We start from the raw sequence: 19177 nt of genomic DNA on the forward strand, positions 1-19177 counted from the left end.
GCGTATGCAAATTATCTATCTACATGGTTTCCGAAGCAGTCCGATGTCGATAAAAGGACAGCAGTTGCAACAATATTGTGCACAGCATGAGGCGATACAAGTGCATTTACCTGATTTAAATCAGCCACCCGATCAAGTGCTAGAACAACTCTCTCAGCTTATCGAAAATTTAGCACAGGATAAAGTAGTTTTAGTGGGAAGCAGTCTCGGTGGTTTCTATGCGACATATCTTGTCGCAAAATATGGTTGTGCTGCTGTATTGATTAATCCTGCTATGCGACCATGGCAATTATTCGAAGATTTATTTGGGGTTGAACAAATCCCACTCAAAGTCACTGCATCATGGACACTTGATGCCAATCAACTGCAGCAATTACAATCGATTGCTGACACGAAGCTCGTTCATGCTGATAAAATTCTAGTGCTTTTGCAACAAGGCGACGAAGTTTTGGATTATCGTGAAGCTCAACGCTATTATAGTGCAGTTCATCCATCCTCATTGATTTTAACCGACGCAGATGGTAATCATGCAATGGATGATTTTGAAGAAAAATTACCTTTAGTTCTCGAATTTTTATCGGCAGCCATCCAATAAGGAAGTCAGACCAAGTGACACAATACACGGCACAATCTCTTGAAGTTCTTTCTGGTTTAGATCCAGTGCGTCGTCGACCGGGCATGTATACCGACACCTCACGTCCAAACCATTTGGCGCAAGAGGTGATTGATAATGCAGTCGATGAAGCGCTTGCAGGTCACGCCAACCAGATTTGTGTCACGGTGTATGAAGATGGTTCATTGTCAGTCGAAGATAATGGACGCGGAATGCCAGTCGATATTCACCCAGAATATGGACAAAGTGGTATTGAAATTATTTTGACCAAGCTGCATGCGGGTGGAAAATTCAGCACCGATAACTATCAGTTCTCTGGTGGTTTGCATGGTGTCGGGATTTCGGTGGTCAATGCTTTATCGACCCGTGTTGAAGTAGCAGTACAGCGTCAAGGTAATCTGTATCAAATGGCCTTTGAACAAGGCGAGCCAGTTGCACCATTATCGGTGTTAGAAGGTAAGGTCGCTAAACGTGCGACAGGCACGACGGTACGTTTCTGGCCTGAAACCAAATATTTTGACAGCCCTAAATTTGCGCTTAAGGCACTGAAACATAATTTAAAGGCCAAAGCGGTTTTAGCTGCGGGCCTAAAAATAATTTATGACGATAAAATTAATAATGAAAAGATCGAGTGGCAGTTTGAAAATGGTCTAGTCGACTATTTAATGGATGAACTGCAAGATCGTGAAATCTTGCCAGATCCCGCTTTTGTCAGTAGCGGACAAGCAGACCGCGCAGCCTGTGAATTTGCGATTTGCTGGAATGTGGAAGGTGGCGAGCAGATTCAGGAAAGCTATGTCAACTTGATTCCAACTGCGCAAGGCGGTACCCATGTCAATGGTCTGCGTTCAGGTGTGACTGAGGCTTTACGTGAATTTTGTGAATTACGCAATTTGTTGCCGCGTAATATGAAGCTCTCTGCGGAAGATGTCTGGGATGGGGTGAACTTCATTTTATCGCTGAAATTCCAAGAGCCACAATTTTCAGGCCAAACCAAAGAACGTTTATCCAGTCGTGAAGCCTCTAATATTGTGCTGAACATAGCCAAAGATGCATTTGCTTTATGGTTAAACCAGCATGCCGAGATTGCAACACAATTGGCTGAAATGGCGATTGCCAAAGCTGGACGTCGTTTAAAAGCAGCGAAAAAAGTTGAACGTAAGAAGATTGTCGCAGGTCCAGCACTACCAGGGAAATTAGCCGATTGTGTCGGTTTAACCCGTGAGGACAGTGAGCTGTTTATTGTCGAAGGGGATTCTGCGGGCGGTAGTGCCAAACAGGCACGTGACAAGAATTTCCAAGCGATTATGCCGATTCGTGGAAAAATCCTGAATACTTGGGAAGTCTCCTCGGACGAAGTTTTGGCTTCTCAAGAAGTGCATGATATCGCTATTGCCATAGGCGTTGATCCAGGCAGTGATGATCTGTCTGAATTACGTTATGGCAAGATCTGTATCCTTGCCGATGCAGACTCGGATGGTCTGCATATCGCAACCTTATTATGCGCTTTATTCGTAAAACATTTCCCGACCTTGGTTGAAGAAGGTCATCTGTTCGTCGCTATGCCACCGCTCTATCGTATTGATATTGGTAAAGAGGTGTACTATGCCTTGGATGATGATGAACTTGAAAGCATCCTGAAAAAAGTTAAAGGCAATAAAAATCCTCAGATCACACGATTTAAAGGTTTGGGCGAGATGAACGCCAGCCAATTGCGTGAAACCACCATGGATCCGAACACCCGTCGTTTGGTGCAGTTGGATTTGGATGATGCGCATTTAACTGCAGGGTTATTGGATAAATTGCTGGCAAAAAAACGTTCGGCGGACCGTAAACATTGGTTAGAACAGAAGGGTAATTTGGCGGATATCGTGGTTTGATGAAAAAATATCCTTCACCTAGTGATATTCAGGAGATGCGCAAGAAAGGCTATGATCCCATCACGATTGAAGCAGCCGAAGAACTCTTGCCACGTTGGCAACAGTTAGATGAAGTGAAACAAAAAATCTCTAGTGCTTTTAATGGAGTCACTCTACAAGAGGGAATTGGTTTATATGAAGCACAAGGGATGGATGATTATGCAAGCCAAGCAGAGTGCTTGGCTTATCGCGCTAAAGATGAAAAGCTAAATTGGCATAACATTTCGGTTGATGCCTTAAATCGTTGTAACAGCGGTCTCTCATTTTTTGATGCTCAAGGCATGTTGTTTCATTTACCTGCATTTTTATTAGCAAGTTTAAATGGGGATTATTTACATGACCTCAGTTTTACGTTGACACATGAATGGCATGATACAGAAAGAAAATTCAGCTTATTTAATGCTGAACAGCGTGCAGTTGTGGCAGATTATTTACAAATTTTGCTGGATGAGCCTGATTACACTTATCATTATAAGGAAATCATGAGTGCATTAATTACAGGCTACTGGTCAGGCACAGCCATCGTATAGTTAATATATCAGTAGATAATGATGAGCATCTGCACTCTTTTAGGTCGTTGCGTATTTTTTGTATGCAATGTTGTATACAAGATGGAAGAATTAATACTTAACTTTTATTTAAATTAAATAAAAACAATAGCTTGCTGTGTTGGCACAGAAATTGAATAACTCCACCCAGTAAAAATCACAATTATTGATGGGTGGAGAAACAAGATGCAAAACAAATTGATGTCGATGTCAGTGCTCATGGCAGCCATGATGGGGATCGGTCTAGTTGGCTGTTCAAAACCAGCAGAAAAAACAGAACAGACCAAAACAGAAGCTAAAACTGCACCCGCAGCGAGTGGCGATACCATTAAAGTCGGAATTCTGCATTCGCTTTCAGGCACCATGGCGATTTCTGAAACGTCACTGAAAGACACTGCCTTGATGACCATTAATGAGATTAATGCCAATGGTGGGGTACTGGGTAAAAAATTAGAGCCTGTGATTGTTGACCCTGCATCGGATTGGCCATTATTTGCAGAAAAAGCCCGTCAGTTGATTACCCAAGATAAGGTCGCAGTAATTTTTGGCTGCTGGACATCCGTTTCGCGTAAGTCAGTGTTGCCTGTGGTGGAAGAACTGAATGGCTTGTTGTTCTATCCAGTGCAATATGAAGGTCAGGAACAGTCTAAGAATATTTTCTACACAGGCGCAGCGCCAAATCAACAAGCGATTCCTGCGGTTGAATACTTGATGGGGGATGAAGGCGGTAAAGCAGAACGTTTTGTGTTGTTGGGCACAGATTATGTCTATCCACGCACCACTAATAAAATCTTACGTGCTTTCTTGAAGTCGAAGGGTGTGGCTGATGCTGACATCATGGAAGAATATACGCCATTTGGCCACAGCAATTATCAAACCATTGTTTCCAATATTAAGAAATTCTCTGCGGGTAAAAAGACTGCGGTAATTTCGACCATCAATGGTGACTCCAATGTACCGTTCTATCGTGAACTGGGTAACCAAGGCATCAAAGCATCGGATATTCCGGTGATGGCGTTCTCGGTGGGTGAGGAAGAATTACGTGGTATTGATACCAAACCATTGGTGGGTCATTTAGCGGCATGGAATTACTTCATGTCGGTGAAAAATCCTAAAAACACTGAGTTTGTGAATAAATTCAAACAATATGCGGTGGAATACAAACTTCCAAATGCAGACAAAGTGGTGACCAACGATCCAATGGAAGCGACCTATGTCGGTATCAATATGTGGAAGCAAGCGGTTGAAAAAGCGGGCTCTACAGAAGTCGACAAAGTTCGTGATGCGATGGCAGGTCAGACTTTTGCTGCGCCATCAGGCTATACCTTAAAAATGGATGAAACTAATCACCATCTACATAAACCTGTGATGATTGGACAGATCCGCGGCGATGGTCAATTCGACGTGGTTTATAAAACTGCACAAACCATCAAGGCAGAGCCTTGGAGCCCGTATATCCCGAAATAAGTGACTTTTAGCCTGCTGTATTCATAGCAGGCTTTTCTATTCTGTTTTTTTTGATCTATTTAAAACCGTAATAATAAGGGGAGTTCTATGGCGAAACACTATGTTTTGGCACTGCTCTGCATCATGGCACAGATGATTTTTAGTCCAGCATGGGCAGAAGCCACATCCGCAACAACCGTGACGTCTACAGCTTCTCAAGATGCCATTCAGACCTTTGTGAAGTCCGATTTTGCGACGCGTCGTGCCATGCTCAATCAATGGCCTGCCAGTATTGAACAACTGGATCAACTGGTGGCATATATTGATCAAAATGAGCTGTATACCGATAGCGCAGGCAATACGTATTTGCTGAAAAATGATGACAAACTGTTTAGTTATCCTGAGCAGCAAGCATTGGAGCAATGGCCAGCAGATTTATCCCAAGTGACTTTGGTGAATACCTTACGCAAGGCGCTGAATTTTGGTCAAGCCAAAGCCAAACTCGATTCTACAGATGCTTCTCAACGTTTAGCTGCAGTTGATATTTTAGAAAATAACTTGGCTGAACTTGATGTCGCGATGGTGAAGCAGCTTTATCTGAATGAAAAAAATGATCAGGTCAAAGCACGTTTAGCACAGCTCAAAGCTCGTCTGGATTTTAACAGTGCTGATGAGTTTACCAAGCTTGAAGCAGTGAAAGTCTTGGCCGATTCAAATCGTCCTGACGTATTCGCTTTGATCAACCAAACTTTAGAACAACCACAAACTAATCCTGCGCTGAAAGCAGCTTTACTGGATGCACAAAATAAAATTAAAACCCGCCTACAAATCAGTGAGTGGTCAGGCCATGTCTTTTCAGGCCTAAGTACCGCCAGCATTTTACTGCTTGCAGCACTTGGCTTAGCCATTACCTATGGTCTGCTTGGGGTAATTAACATGGCACATGGTGAGCTCATCATGATTGGTGCCTATACCACCTATGTAATCCAGAGTTTTTTTAAGACTCATTTTGCTGGATTAGTCGATTGGTATCTGTTGGCTGCGATTCCTGCGGCATTCCTGGTCAGTGCCTTGATGGGCATGTTGATTGAACGCACCGTGATTCGCCCGCTGTATGGCCGTCAATTGGAAACTTTACTTGCCACCTTTGGTGTGAGTCTGATCCTGATGCAATTGGTGCGTATGGTGTTTGGCGCGCAAAATGTCGAGGTTTCCAACGTAGCATGGTTGAGTGGTGGAATTGCGCTAACACCGAGCCTGATGCTGCCTTATAACCGGATCGCCATTATTGGTTTTACCGTCGCAGTGTTATTACTGTTGCTGTTCTTACTCAATAAAACTCGTTTTGGTTTATTTGTACGTGCGGTGACGCAAAATCGTCAAATGGCACGCGCTGTTGGTATCCGTTCTGCACGGATTGACATGATGGCTTTTGGTCTGGGTTCAGGCTTGGCGGGTTTGGCAGGTTGTGCCTTGGCGCAGGTGGGTAATGTTGGCCCAGATCTAGGACAGAACTACATTATCGATGCCTTCCTTGTCGTTGTTGTCGGTGGCGTGGGTCAAGTGTGGGGTGCGGTATTGGCAGCGCTTGGACTCGGTATTAGCGGTACAGTTTTAGAGATTGGTTTAGGCGCAGTGCTCGCAAAAATTATTCTCTTGGTTCTTGTGATTTTGTTTATCCAAAAGCGTCCACAAGGTTTGTTTGCCATCAAAGGCCGTTTTGTGGAGTAAGCCAATGAAAATCACTTCTTTATTTGCCGACAAACCCTATAGCGCGGTGGCGATTGCAGTTTGTTTTGGCGTGCTCTTATTGTTGCCATGGCTACACCTGTTGTCTCCTGACTCTGCATTTTATCTGTCTGCTTATTGGATCACTTTGATTGGCAAGATCATGTGTTTGGCCTTGGTGGCTCTTGCACTGGATCTGGTTTGGGGCTATGCCGGGATTCTAAGCTTGGGACATGGTTTGTATTTTGCCTTAGGCGGTTATGCCTTTGGCATGTACCTGATGCGTCAATCCGCAGGCGATGGTCTGCCTGATTTTATGCGCTTCCTCAGTTGGACCGAGTTGCCTTGGTATTGGATCGGTACTGAGCATATCGCTTGGGCCTTGGCTTTAGTCATTCTTGTACCGGGTTTGATCGCGTTTATTTTTGGCTTTTTTGCCTTTCGTTCCAAAATCAAAGGCGTGTATTTCTCGATCATTACTCAAGCCATGACTTTTGCCGCCGCATTACTGTTCTTCCGTAATGAAACAGGCTTTGGGGGCAACAATGGTTTTACAGGCTTTAAAACAATTTTGGGTTTTGACATTACCTCTGCACCGATGCGTGCAACGCTATGCTTTGTGACTGCGTTGATGTTGATGTTGTGTTTCCTCGGTCTACGCCAGTTGATGAATCGTCCTTATGGGAGAGTATTGGGGGCGATTCGTGACAGTGAAAATCGCCTGCAATATCTCGGCTATCGCACGTTGTGGTACAAGCTATCTGCATGGGTATTATCTGCGGTGATTGCAGGCATTGCCGGGGCGTTGTATGTGCCGCAGGCAGGCATCATTAACCCAAGTGAAATGAACCCAGTCAACTCGATTGAAATGGCGGTGTGGGTGGCTGCGGGTGGACGTGGCACTTTGATTGGCCCAATTTTAGGGGCAGGTTTAATTAATGCAGTGAAAACCTATTTCACTGTGGCTGCGCCAGAAGCATGGTTATTGATCTTAGGTGCATTATTTATTGTAGTCACCCTATTCCTGCCGAAGGGTGTGATTGGTTTATTTGACCGTTTTAAAAAGGAGCGTGACTAAATGAGTAATGTATTAATAGACTCAGCTCAACATGGCGGTCAACTGGGTGAGGGTTATGGTCGCGCCAAGCCGCAAGGTGCGGATTTTAGCCACGGCATTGCCTTATATCTGGAAAAAGTCAGTATCTGGTTTGACTCATTTCGGGCCTTGAATGATTTGTCGCTGTACATTGCCGAGGGTGAATTACGCTGCATCATCGGGCCGAATGGCGCAGGAAAAACCACCTTGATGGATGTGATTACTGGTAAAACCCGTCCAACCACAGGCACGGCATTTTTTGGGCAAAACTATGATCTTGCCAAAATGAGTACCGAGCAAATTGCCGAAGCGGGCATCGGTCGAAAATTCCAAAAACCAACGGTGTTTGAAAATTTTACCGTCATGGAAAATCTACTGTTGGCAGCACCACGAGATAAACGGGTGAAGAAAAGCTTCTTTTCTCGTTTAGACCCAGAAGCGCAATTGGCTTTGGATGAAAGCTTGGAACAGATTCGTTTAAAGGAGTTTGTACACAAGCCAGCAGGTTTGCTGTCACATGGACAAAAACAGTGGTTGGAAATCGGCATGTTGCTGATGCAACGACCGAAGTTGATTTTATTGGATGAGCCTGTCGCAGGCATGACCGATGCTGAAACCGAGCGCACGGCTGAACTGTGTCTGGAACTGAAAAAAAATCACACCCTTGTGGTGGTGGAACATGACATGAGCTTTATTGATACCATCAGTGAAAAAGTCACGGTACTGGCGCAAGGGGCGATTTTGGCTGAGGGCACATTGGCAGAGGTTCAGGCCAATGAAGATGTGATCGAAAAATATTTGGGACGCTAGGAGAGGCACATGTTAGAAGTGAAACAAATTAATCAATTCTATGGTGGCAGTCATATTCTGCGTGATGTGTCTTTTAACGCGCCTGTCGGTGAATGTAGTGTGGTCTTAGGACGCAATGGCGTGGGCAAAACCACCTTACTGAAATGCCTGATGGGGATACTACCGATTAAATCAGGACAGATCCTATTAGATGGCAAAGACATTGCCAAGATGTCCCCTGAGCAACGGGTGCGTGCGGGGTTGGCTTATGTGCCGCAAGGTCGCGATATCTTTTCGACTTTAACGGTAGAAGAAAATATTTTAATTGGTATGGCGAAATTTTCAGGGGCCAAGACCCGTAAGGTGCCAAGCCATTTGTATGAAATTTTCCCTGTGCTGGATGAAATGAAACATCGCCGTGGCGGAGATTTATCGGGTGGCCAGCAACAGCAGCTTGCGATTGCCAGAGCGTTGGCCTCAGAACCAAGCGTGTTAATTCTGGATGAACCGACCGAAGGGATTCAGCCTTCAATTATTAAAGATATTGGTCGAGTGATTCGTAAGTTGGCTGATCAAGGCGAGATGGCGATTATTTTGGTGGAACAGTTTTATGATTTTGCTGAAGAGTTGGCAGATGCGTATACGGTGATGGCGCGTGGGCAGGTGATTGCACAGGGGCGGGGGGAGGATATGCCTGAGAAGGGGATTCGGGAGTTGGTGGCGATATAGTATTTCTTGGCTAATTGTTGCTTTATCAGTGTTTTTAGTAATCTATCTTTATGATGTACCCTACTTTTGAAGGATCAAAAGTAGGCAAAAATCCTTTGTTCGACTAACGGTACGTCCTTGTGACCGTAGTCGAACATGGCGACATCCATGTCGCCTATCACGATAGTGAGTGTTGGGGAAATGCAATTTAGAACATTAAATGGTTAGCCTAGATTTATTTGTCTTCAACCTTATAAAACGTGCCACCAGCATAGACATTGTGTCCAAAGCCACATGAGGACTCGCCGTTGTGCTGTTCAACCTCAATTTTTTGTCCAAGATTCGCATCATTGGCGAATAGAAGTTTGATTTGGCAATCTTCATAGCGATAGCTGGTTTGTTTTGACTTGATTGGCATGCTGGTTTCAAACTGTCCCATATTGGGTCCATAGATCAGGCCACGTAGTCCGAAGTAATAGCCATCAAATGCAATCTGATATTGATTCTGTTTTTTGCTGACCTTGAGGTAATCCCATTGCCCAAAACCATTGGCGCGGACATAAGTTCCTTGTAAATCTGAAGATAGTTTTGGTTTAGGGAGCTGTTTTAAATTGTATTGACTGGTTTTTGAGTCTTTATCTCTGAGAAACCAGACTCTGGCCCATTGCGGTTTGCCTAGTTTGGCATAGCTTAAGCCGACATTATTGTTAGCGATTTCAATGTCTCGGTCACTGACCTGAATCCCGCTTTCATCTGCATTAAGTTGACAGAAATGTGCCCATGCGGCTTGATCTTCAAATTGTTTGGCGGCTTTGAGATATTGCTTTTGATCGTAAAACTTTTTACCTGCTTGCGCATATTGTTTTACTTTGGCGCAGCCTTGTTGCAACTCTTGTTCAAAAGAAACTTCGGCAAAGCTCGCGCTTGACGCGATTGCGATGGAAAGGCACAGACCGAGTTGAGATGTTTTAATCATTTTGGCTATTTTTGAAATCAAGTATTGCTTTCATTCTAAGCTACAATTTAGTGGTAGGACAGTAGGGTAAAAGTGAGGTTTTATTGAGATTCTGTGAGTTGCAGTTGCATCCAGACCAAATCTCGCCATGTCCCAAACTTTTGCCCCACTTGCGGCATATAGCCTGTTTGGATGAAGCCCAGTTGTTCATGTAACACAATTGAGCCCTTATTTTCACTATCAATCGCAGCTACCATGATATGCATGTTTTGCTGTTTGGCCAGATGAATCAGTTGTTGCATCAGGGCTTTGCCCAGACCTTGGCGAGCGTAGCTTGGATCAACAAAAACAGAATGTTCAATGCTTTGGCGATAGCCGCTGATGGTTCGAAAGGCAGTGTAATAGGCATAGCCTGCAACCTGATGGCTATTCAGGTCTTCGACCACGATCATGGGGAAGTGCTGTTGCTGCATGTCGTGAAAACGTTGCTGATAATCCACTAAGGAAACTGCCTGATCATTCCAATTCGCCGTTCCATTCAGGATCTCTGCATTATAGATCGCGAGGATTTGTTCAAGGTCATCGACTGTGGCAAAACGCATGTGGAAATGTGCGGCTAAAACAGAAGCAGTAAGCGCAAGATGTTCAGACATAAGTGCAGGTCATCAAATTAGATAAAATAAACAGATATGATGTGGATAGAGCAAAAGGTCAGCTCACATTTATATTCGATGATACAAACAAAAACAGCAAGGAAATCCTTGCTGTTTTTTCACATTCTAAAAGGCTTAGAAGTGGTATTTAATCAAAGCACTGACGTTATTTTCGTCACGGTTTTTCATACCGAATTTGTTATTCCAAACAGAATGCTCAACACCTAAGTAAAGGCGAGTGTCTGGTGAAATGTGTTTACCCAAGTTCCACTTGTATTGTGTGGTCCAGTTGAGTTCACTTGCGTGATCTTTTTCGCCTGTAGACCAGTCAAGGAAACCATCCACCAAGAAATCTTCGTTTGATACTTTAAATGGCAAAGCATAAGCAATGGTCATCTGATAGTCATCAGCGGTATTTTCGTTGTTGGCACGGTAGAAGTTTACATTCGCATATTGGAAATATGGAATCGCGAGATCGAAACCAACACCATACAAGAAGTTGTCAAAACTAGCGAAGTCATCATTGTTGCTTTCCCAAGTGGTTGAGATCAGCACATCTTTGATTGGACCAAACGCAAGTTTTTGACCTGAAATTTCACCCAAGCTTAAACGTGGAGAAAGCTCGAAATAAGTGCTTTTGTGGTCATCGCTGCCACGCATACGGTCCATAAAGAAGAATACATCGGCATATTTAACTTTTGCCGCATATTCAACAGTGATGGTTGTTTGCTTTTCATCAACAACTTCGTAGTTCTCGCCATACAAACCAGTCAAGCTGAAATCTTGCCAAATCGGCTTCGCTTGAGTGAAAGTTGCTGTAGATACCAATAAACATGTTGCTGCAAGTTGCTTCAATTGCATTTAAAAAATCTCCCCCCAAAAGGCGTGTAAAGGATACAAGGTATTAAGCAAAAATAAAGCCAAATTTGACCAAATGAACAAAAGAATTGTATATGCCTGAACCCGTCTAAAAGGACGTTCAAGTTAGTTATCTTTTTGTTGAAGATTTCATCAAAATGTCAAAAATCAGCTTGCATATTTTGGAGGAAAGTCAGATATTGGAACTATAGAAGATCTTCTTACATACTGAAAAACAACAGATGCAAAGCGAGGAGACAACACGCATTTACACAATCAGAATATACAACTGCACTGAATGACTGCATGCTCAAAGTGTGCAAAGAAAAAAGTTTTGTAGCACCGTCTCACAGAAAAGAGAGGAAGATATTTATGAATATTGAAATCCGTACAGATAAAAACATTCAAGGTAGTGAACGCTTAAATAGTTATGTTCGTGCAGAACTTACACAAGAATTCCAACGTTATAGCGAGCGTATTACACATTTTTCGGTTCATATTAGTGATGAGAATGGGGACAAAACGGGCGATCATGACAAACGGTGTATGATTGAAGCTCGCCCAGCAGGAATGAAACCTGTCGCAGTGACACACAAAGCAGCAAATATTGATAATTCGATTCATGGTGCAATTGATAAACTGAAACGTAGTTTGGAGCATCTGTATGAGAAAAAAGAACACCATCGTGGTGGCTTGCCAGAATATGTCGATGTAGATGACGATGTAAAAGTGGATGATGAAGTGTAAAAATCGACGCATAAAAAAAGCCCTGTTTGGGGCTTTTTTTATGCGTGTATCAAATTTATACATGATTTTTTAGATGCTTTTATAAAATCCTGTCAGGATATTCGGCATAATAGACATATTAAAAAATATTGTGAGAATTGGTCATGTTAAATAAGCAACAGCAGGCCTTGGTGCAAGCCATACAACAACTCGATTTGGACCAAGTGCAATCTTTACTTGCTGAAGGACTCGACCCGAATTTTATTGACCCTGAACAAGGTCCGCCTGTCTCTGTGATTTGCGATGGTTTGTTCGTATGGTGGGAACGAATTTGTGAAGCTTATGAAGTAGGTAAGCCTTTCACTGATGAAGAAAAGCAACAACAACTTAAAGTTTATTTAGATATTTTAGATCTATTGATTCAAGCCAAAGCCAATCTGCATTTATGGGATTCAGAAGAGTTTTATGGTCCATTGTGGGATGCAGCAAGTTCTGCTTGCGTGCCTGTGGTAGAACGGTTATTGGTTGAAAAAGTAGATCCAAATACCCGTGATGAAGAAGGTTTAACGGTTTTATCATCAATCAGCCAATTGTTCTTTGATTGCGAATTTGATGAAATTGATTGGTCGGAGTCATTACCAGAAGAGCGTGCAACACTGGAATTGCTACGTGAACATGGTGCAAAAATGTCAAAAGAGCTCAGCGCATAAGCCAAGCTATTAGAAATAGAACGAGGAATAGAATGAAAACATTGCAAACATTGAGCTTAATTGCTGCATCTATGCTGACAAGTACCGTTTTTGCGGCTGACTTTTCTTTTGACCGCCCTGGTACGGGGATAGGGACTGGTATTACCCCTGTGGGACAGTTGGCATGGGAACAGGGTTTACCGAGTATCAACTACCAAGAGGGTAAGGTCGATGGTGTCAAAGACAAGACCTTAACCCTTAACGGTGACATGTTATTGCGTACCGGTTTGGCCGATGGTTTGGAACTGCAATTGGGTTGGCAAGGTCCAGTGTGGCAGCAATACAAACGTGCAGGCACGAAAAAAGAGACCAATGGTCTGGGCGATGTCAGCATTGGTTTGAAAAAAGCCATTGATTTAAAAGATGATCGTTTATCTATGGCATTGTTGGCTGAAGCCATTATTGCAACGGGGAATGATGAATTCACCAACCATGATGATATCTATAGTCTCACTTCAGCAGTTGCTTACGAATTTAGTGACTTGATTGGAACTTCGATCACCATGCGTTATGAAGCGCAGAACAGTAATTGGGCCGTGACTGCAATTCCAACCATTGACTATAAAATTGCAGGTAAATTATCGGGTTATTCAGAATTCGTTTATCGTAAGGCTGAGAGCCAAGATTATGAATATGGTCTCGGTACAGGTCTGATTTATGCTTTGAATAATCGCACGCAATTAGATGCCAGCATTGGTGTTGACCTGAATGGCGATCAAAAAGGTTATAACGGTGGCTTCGGCGTATCGGTTTTATTCTAACAATAATGAATACTCCTGACTTCTCTTAAATTCACTTCTGCATGAGTGGGAGGGAGGTTCAGGAGATTGATAGTGAGATAATCATGCAAATGTCTGTTCAGGCTGGGAAATCTTTCCCGCTGATGCGTTACTTTCTTGGGACTTTATTCTTGTTATGTGGGTCTTTGACTTACGCCCAAGAGAATTCATCGGCGCCATTACTCAGCCCCGAACAGGCTTTTGCATTTACGGTTGAGTCGACTGCACAGAATCAAGCACGTTTGCATTGGTCGATCCAGCCAAATTATTATCTCTATCAGCATAAGTTTGAAGTACAGCAGGGTAATCAGCCTGTCGCATTGACTTTACCGAAAGCGGTGGAGCAGTATGATGAGAATTATGGTCACAGCCAAGTTTATTATCAGCAAGCTGAATTTAGTATTCCAACCCAAGCTTCTCAGCATTATCGTGTGACTTGGCAGGGCTGCGCCAAAGATCGGATTTGTTATCCTCCACAAAATATTGAATTTCAGACCGATGCCGATGGTCTAGTCAGTGCTCAGAATGTCAGTGCAAACTCACAAAAAAGCTTTTTAGATGTGGCGCGTGCATCCAATGCCTTAAATACCCAAACGGCAACAAATGATGAAACGCAAGCTGAGTCAACTGCACAAACCTCAAATTCAAATAACTCAGGTGTGATGGCACAGGACCAAAAATGGTCAAGTGCGCTTGAACAGCATTCCTTGGCTTATAGCATCTTACTATTCTTAGGCTTAGGGATTTTATTGGCGTTCACGCCGTGTTCCTTACCAATGTTACCGATTCTGACCTCATTGATTGTGCGTGACAATAAAGGCGTCAAGGCTTGGTCAATTGCACTGACTTTTGTCGTGAGTATGGCTTTGGTCTATGCGGTATTAGGTTTGATTGCTTCTGCAGCAGGGCTGAATTTCCAACGCTGGTTACAACAACCCGCAACATTGATCGCATTTAGCTTATTGTTCGTGGTGTTTGCCCTCAATCTATTTGGCTTGTTCGAGTTGAAACTACCACAGAACTGGGTCAATCGACTGGATCAACTGCAGTCCAATCAAAAAGGCGGTACTTTGGTTGGTGCCAGTGTCATGGGTATGATCTCTGCATTGTTGGTTGGGCCTTGTATGACCGCACCTCTGGCAGGGGTATTACTGTTTATCTCGCAAACACAGAGTCAATGGCAAGGTGGGTTGTTGCTGTTTACACTCGGTTTTGGCATGGGCATTCCATTGCTGTTAGCCAGCGTTTTGGGGGCAAAAGCTTTACCCAAAGCAGGCGATTGGATGAACCAAATCAAGGTGATCTTTGCCTTTTTAATGTTGGCCTTGAGCATTTACTTTATTCGCCCTTTATTGCCAGAACTTGCGATTCAAATTCTTAGCTTAATTCTTGGTTTGGCCTTTATTATTTATGCAGCATATCGTCTGTTTGCACAGAAAAGTAAGCTGCAATGGCTCTATGCGATCTTACTGATTTTAGCGATTCCAGCATTGGCCTTTAATCAATATCAGCATTTTCAAAGTCTCAGTTCAGTTCAGGCAGATAAGCTGGCCGAATGGCATGTGGCAAAAACAGCAGATGAATTTCAGCAGATCTTAGCCAATGCGCCCAAAGACCGTGGCATTGTAATTGATGTCTATGCGGATTGGTGCGTGGCTTGTCAGCCGATTGAGCATCGCATTCTAAAAGATGCAGAGGTGCAACAGGCTTTGTCTGGTTATTATCTGATTAAAATGGATTTAAGCCACTATGATGCGTCACACCAAGCATTGCTAGCACAGTGGGATATTTTAGGGCCACCGACCTACTTATTCTTAGATCAGCAACAACAAGAAATTCGCTCGCTACGCTTAACGGGTGCATTCCAGAAAGCTGAGCTATTACAACAATTGGCTTTATTTAAAGGGAAACAATAACAATGTATCAACTCTTTATCGGCAATAAAAATTACTCCACGTGGTCGATGCGCCCATGGATTTTACTTACACAAGCGGGGATTTCCTTTCAGGAGCATGTGATTCGGTTTGATAGTTTTGAACCTGAAAGTGAATTTAAAACAGAGATTCTAAAGCTCAACCCAACGGGTAAAGTCCCTGCGCTTGTAAATGGCGAACTGGTAGTCTGGGATAGCTTGGCGATTTGTGAATATATTGCGGAACAGCATCCTGAGCTTGACTTGTGGCCACAAGAGAAGACATTACGGGCTAGAGCACGTTGTATTAGTGCAGAGATGCATAGCAGCTTTCAAAGCTTACGTAATCTTTGCCCCATGAATGTGGAAGCGGATCTAGGTCATATTGGTAAACAACTCTGGGCCGAACATGCGCAGTTACGTGCCGATGTGGCTCGAATTGATCAGATCTGGTCTGAACGTCCAAGCGAAGACGGTTTTTTATGTGGCGAGTTTAGTATTGCCGATGCATTCTATGCACCGGTGGTGATGCGTTTTGAATGCTATCAATTGCCACTTTCCGCATCCAGCCAAGCCTATGTGCAAAAAATCTTGTCTTTGCCATCGGTACAGCAATGGATTGACGAAGCCAAACAAGAGCAGATGTTTGTGCCTTTTGATGAACCTTATCGTCAACATCGAGAAGAATTTTTGAAAGCATAAAAATCATAAACAAAAGCTATCGATTTTTATTGCTTATTTATATTATGGTGTTCTCTCTCAACCATAGAGAGAACATATATACATGTTTCTAAAAATATATAAACAAATATGGTTTGCCTCTCATCGATTTGATGAAAAATCCAAAAAAAATATCATTGCTATTGTTGTTTTGGTGACGTTGGTTAGCTTAATCGATTCTGTTTTACCCTATATGATTAAATTGATTGTTGACCGTACACAAGATAATCAGAATATTCACTATATTTATTTGCTGGTCATTTCATATTGTTTTGCATGGTTACTCTCACAGATATTGGAATGGACCAAAAACGTGTTGACCGGATTGGTATCATCTAAACTTGGATCATCGATCCTCATTCTTGCGCTTGAAAATTATTTAAAGATTGAGAAAAGTCAGCAGGATAAGGTGGATATTGGTGTTTTTAACTCGGATGCAATGCGAGCAAGTAATGCATTTGCTCAACTTACACTTTCATTATTACTGGTCTTCTTCCCTATCGTTTTTCAGTTGATTTTTATTACCTGTATTTTATATGTCAATATTCATCCGCTGTTTGCTTTAGGCTTTATTGCCATGGCATTTTTTATCTTTCTTGTGACCAATGTGATTAATCGTGAAAGTAAAAAATATTATGAACCTCTCTACTCGGTTAGAAATACTTTAAATAGCAAGTTTTTAGAAAAAGTAAGTCACTATTATGAAATAAAAGCCAACCATTCGATTGAATTTGAAGTGGATGGATTCAAAAGAAAAGTAAAAAATCATGTTGATCAGACTTTTCATAGTCACTATAAAATTGGCCAATTGATGGTCTTCCAAATATTTTTAATCTTTATTTTTCTAATTACATTTTGGCTTATATCGACCAAACTTTTTGAATTGGATCAAATTACTTCGGGTGATATGGTTATGATCAGCTCTTATATCATGATGCTCACCATGCCATTTTTGATGATCTCACAGCAAATTAATTTGATTGCAGGACATATCGTTGCAATCAAAAAGTTTTCAGATTATTTAAATATGCCAAAAGAGGAGGTCGGGTCTGAAAAATTTCAGGATCAACGATCCTTATTTTCATTTCATCAGGCTGTAGTGGAAGTCGGTGGGCGTGTAAAACAAGCTTTTGATTTAAGTTTCAACAAGGGAAAGGTTTATGCAATCATCGGGCAAACGGGCTCGGGTAAATCAACCTTAATTAATTATCTATTGGGTTTTTATAAAATTAAATCTGGTCAGTTACGTTATAAAAATCTGGATATTAGTCAACTTTATTCAAAATATATCTTTGAGGAAATTGCTTTTGTTGGGCAAAATTATTCTGTTTTTACGGGCTCTTTGAGAGAAAACTTAATCTATAACTCAAGGTATACATACCAGGATGATGAAATATACCTGTTGTTGGATTTATTTGGTCTTCAGGATGCGATTTTAGATAAAAATTTATCATTGGATGATGATATCAATGAATATCTAAAAAGTTTTTCAGGGGGAGAAAAGCAGCGTTTAAATATTCTTCGCGCTGTTCTGAAAAAACCAAAGTTATTGATTTTAGATGAGCCAACTTCGGCACTAGACTCAAATACAGCATTAAAGATCATCACCTTTTTAAAAAGCCATGTTGAGACCCTGATTATGATTACTCATTCTAGAGAATGTATTAAGTTAGCGGATGAAATTATTGATGTAGAGCAACTCTTTCAGGATGGTTGATCAGAAAATTTTCCAACCATTTCAGGTAATGGTTGGAAGATATCTAATCAATGACAAGATCAGTAAATATTTTCACTTGATTACGCCCCGCAGCTTTGACCGCATACAGGGCTTGATCGGCCTGACTGATGATCAAATGTGGCTCATCGGCACTGAGTGAACTACTAATCCCAAAGCTGGCACTCACGCTAAATTCCTGCTTATATTCTGTAATAAAGCGCAGTTGTGATACTGCATGGCGACAGCGTTCAGCTACGTTCTGTGCTTGCATCGTCGGCGTGTTGGGCAGCAATAAAATAAACTCCTCGCCACCAAAACGACCAATGATATCCTGATCACGTAGATTACTTGCCAAGCATCGTGCGACTTGGATCAGCACTTGATCGCCCATGCTATGCCCATATTGATCATTAATCGTTTTAAAATGATCGAGATCAAGCAGAATAATGGAATAGAGGGGATGGGGTTGTTGATGCAATTTATTTAAATAGCTGCTGATACTGCGTCTATTTAACACATTGGTGAGTGGGTCGAGACGGCTGAGAATCTGAATGGTCATTTCTCGCGTTCGCCATTGCGTCAGTAAAATTTCAAATAAGAATAAACATGCTAATAAAATTGGTAATAAGAAAAACACCATACTACCTACCCAAAAAGGATGCATCGGGACTTCATTCAGACGCTGCATATTAAACAGTGGCGCATAGGTTAGAACACCGATCATACTGAGATAGTTGCACAGCAATAAGGCAAGTGTTGCAGGAATTAAAGCGCAGTAGACCATCCTGCGGTCAAAGAGTACTAAACCCACGCCAACCACACTGACATAACCCACCATAGTGGCTGGGCTGAAACTGCCTGCTAAGTAGCCTTTATGGCACAGCATGGCGGTAAAAATCTGCACACTTAGAATAGGTAAAATATTTTGCGCCCACGCTCGATCCTTAAACACATGACAAGGAATAATCAGCAACAACATCACAGTCAGTGTGATCAAACTGGTGATTAAGTGTGAGCGTACAATTCCGAGATTGACCCATTCAGCGTACTGCGGGTGGATTAGGACAAAAATATCCCAACTGATCCAAAATAGGCTCATAAATGCAGCAAGTATCAGTAATAAAATACTTTTTTTGAGTATGGTCCAATTGACTACAATATGATGTTCCCAAGAAAGCTTAAAGCCCCATCCTTTTGTGTCAGTTGACCGATTAAAACGAATCTTCACCATTGGCATGCATCCTTTTATGCAATGAGATTC

18 protein-coding genes are annotated in these 19177 nt (G+C 42.3%); 14 read left to right on the plus strand and 4 right to left on the minus strand.

Annotation, left to right across the window (positions count from 1 at the left end; all coding sequences use genetic code 11):
* The first annotated feature begins 4 nt into the window (after nt 1-4).
* The 8 genes from A7P54_RS13240 to urtE all read left to right on the plus strand — a co-directional run bounded on the left by A7P54_RS13240 (nt 5) and on the right by urtE (nt 8868).
* Entirely contained in the window at nt 5-595 is a 591-nt protein-coding gene (locus A7P54_RS13240) for a YqiA/YcfP family alpha/beta fold hydrolase (protein WP_005185961.1), read from the plus strand.
* Between the two features lie 14 nt (nt 596-609).
* Nucleotides 610-2493, plus strand: a complete 1884-nt coding sequence (gene parE, locus A7P54_RS13245) for a DNA topoisomerase IV subunit B (RefSeq protein WP_171549867.1) — start codon at nt 610-612, stop codon at nt 2491-2493.
* Nucleotides 2493-3062: a DUF6714 family protein gene (locus tag A7P54_RS13250; protein WP_050511440.1), complete on the plus strand. Its 570-nt coding sequence runs from the start codon at nt 2493-2495 to the stop codon at nt 3060-3062. The genes parE and A7P54_RS13250 overlap by 1 nt, the downstream gene beginning before the upstream one ends.
* Before the next feature lie 204 nt (nt 3063-3266).
* Entirely contained in the window at nt 3267-4547 is a 1281-nt protein-coding gene (gene urtA, locus A7P54_RS13255) for an urea ABC transporter substrate-binding protein (RefSeq protein ID WP_004803542.1), read from the plus strand.
* Between the two features lie 87 nt (nt 4548-4634).
* Nucleotides 4635-6257 carry an urea ABC transporter permease subunit UrtB gene (gene urtB / locus A7P54_RS13260; protein ID WP_005201622.1) on the plus strand — a complete coding sequence of 541 codons (1623 nt, stop codon included), beginning with the start codon at nt 4635-4637 and terminating at the stop codon, nt 6255-6257.
* Between the two features lie 4 nt (nt 6258-6261).
* Nucleotides 6262-7332 carry an urea ABC transporter permease subunit UrtC gene (gene urtC / locus A7P54_RS13265; protein ID WP_171549868.1) on the plus strand — a complete coding sequence of 357 codons (1071 nt, stop codon included), beginning with the start codon at nt 6262-6264 and terminating at the stop codon, nt 7330-7332.
* Nucleotides 7333-8160 carry an urea ABC transporter ATP-binding protein UrtD gene (gene urtD, locus A7P54_RS13270; RefSeq protein ID WP_171549869.1) on the plus strand — a complete coding sequence of 276 codons (828 nt, stop codon included), beginning with the start codon at nt 7333-7335 and terminating at the stop codon, nt 8158-8160. It begins immediately after the preceding gene.
* 9 nt (nt 8161-8169) lie between these two features.
* Nucleotides 8170-8868: an urea ABC transporter ATP-binding subunit UrtE gene (urtE, locus tag A7P54_RS13275; RefSeq protein ID WP_004657106.1), complete on the plus strand. Its 699-nt coding sequence runs from the start codon at nt 8170-8172 to the stop codon at nt 8866-8868.
* A 214-nt stretch (nt 8869-9082) separates the two neighbouring features.
* Here urtE and A7P54_RS13280 read toward each other — a convergent pair whose 3' ends face one another.
* The 3 genes from A7P54_RS13280 to A7P54_RS13290 all read right to left on the minus strand — a co-directional run bounded on the left by A7P54_RS13280 (nt 9083) and on the right by A7P54_RS13290 (nt 11316).
* Nucleotides 9083-9823, minus strand: a complete 741-nt coding sequence (locus tag A7P54_RS13280) for a hypothetical protein (RefSeq protein ID WP_171549870.1) — start codon at nt 9821-9823, stop codon at nt 9083-9085.
* Nucleotides 9824-9903: 80 nt separating this feature from the next.
* Nucleotides 9904-10455, minus strand: a complete 552-nt coding sequence (locus A7P54_RS13285) for a GNAT family N-acetyltransferase (protein WP_171549871.1) — start codon at nt 10453-10455, stop codon at nt 9904-9906.
* A gap of 135 nt (nt 10456-10590) precedes the next feature.
* The gene (locus A7P54_RS13290; RefSeq protein ID WP_171549872.1) at nt 10591-11316 is read right to left on the minus strand and encodes an outer membrane protein OmpK; all 726 of its coding nucleotides are present in this window, start codon (nt 11314-11316) and stop codon (nt 10591-10593) included.
* 369 nt (nt 11317-11685) lie between these two features.
* On the opposite strand from A7P54_RS13290, the gene A7P54_RS13295 reads away from it, so the two are divergent.
* The 6 genes from A7P54_RS13295 (at nt 11686) to A7P54_RS13320 (ending at nt 17916) form a co-directional block, all read left to right on the plus strand.
* Nucleotides 11686-12060, plus strand: a complete 375-nt coding sequence (locus A7P54_RS13295; protein WP_171549873.1) for an HPF/RaiA family ribosome-associated protein — start codon at nt 11686-11688, stop codon at nt 12058-12060.
* A 143-nt stretch (nt 12061-12203) separates the two neighbouring features.
* Nucleotides 12204-12749 carry an ankyrin repeat domain-containing protein gene (locus A7P54_RS13300; protein WP_171549874.1) on the plus strand — a complete coding sequence of 182 codons (546 nt, stop codon included), beginning with the start codon at nt 12204-12206 and terminating at the stop codon, nt 12747-12749.
* A 32-nt stretch (nt 12750-12781) separates the two neighbouring features.
* Complete coding sequence (locus A7P54_RS13305; RefSeq protein ID WP_005201616.1) at nt 12782-13549, plus strand: transporter; 768 nt, start codon at nt 12782-12784, stop codon at nt 13547-13549.
* Between the two features lie 83 nt (nt 13550-13632).
* Nucleotides 13633-15483 carry a protein-disulfide reductase DsbD gene (dsbD, locus tag A7P54_RS13310; RefSeq protein ID WP_171549875.1) on the plus strand — a complete coding sequence of 617 codons (1851 nt, stop codon included), beginning with the start codon at nt 13633-13635 and terminating at the stop codon, nt 15481-15483.
* Nucleotides 15484-15485: 2 nt separating this feature from the next.
* Nucleotides 15486-16181, plus strand: a complete 696-nt coding sequence (locus A7P54_RS13315; RefSeq protein ID WP_171549876.1) for a glutathione S-transferase family protein — start codon at nt 15486-15488, stop codon at nt 16179-16181.
* A gap of 82 nt (nt 16182-16263) precedes the next feature.
* The gene (locus A7P54_RS13320; protein WP_171549877.1) at nt 16264-17916 is read left to right on the plus strand and encodes an ABC transporter ATP-binding protein; all 1653 of its coding nucleotides are present in this window, start codon (nt 16264-16266) and stop codon (nt 17914-17916) included.
* A 43-nt stretch (nt 17917-17959) separates the two neighbouring features.
* Here A7P54_RS13320 and A7P54_RS13325 read toward each other — a convergent pair whose 3' ends face one another.
* Nucleotides 17960-19147: a GGDEF domain-containing protein gene (locus A7P54_RS13325; protein WP_171549878.1), complete on the minus strand. Its 1188-nt coding sequence runs from the start codon at nt 19145-19147 to the stop codon at nt 17960-17962.
* Nucleotides 19148-19177: the final 30 nt, after the last annotated feature.

The organism is Acinetobacter sp. Ac_3412, from assembly GCF_013072675.1.
Lineage (GTDB): Bacteria > Pseudomonadota > Gammaproteobacteria > Pseudomonadales > Moraxellaceae > Acinetobacter > Acinetobacter higginsii.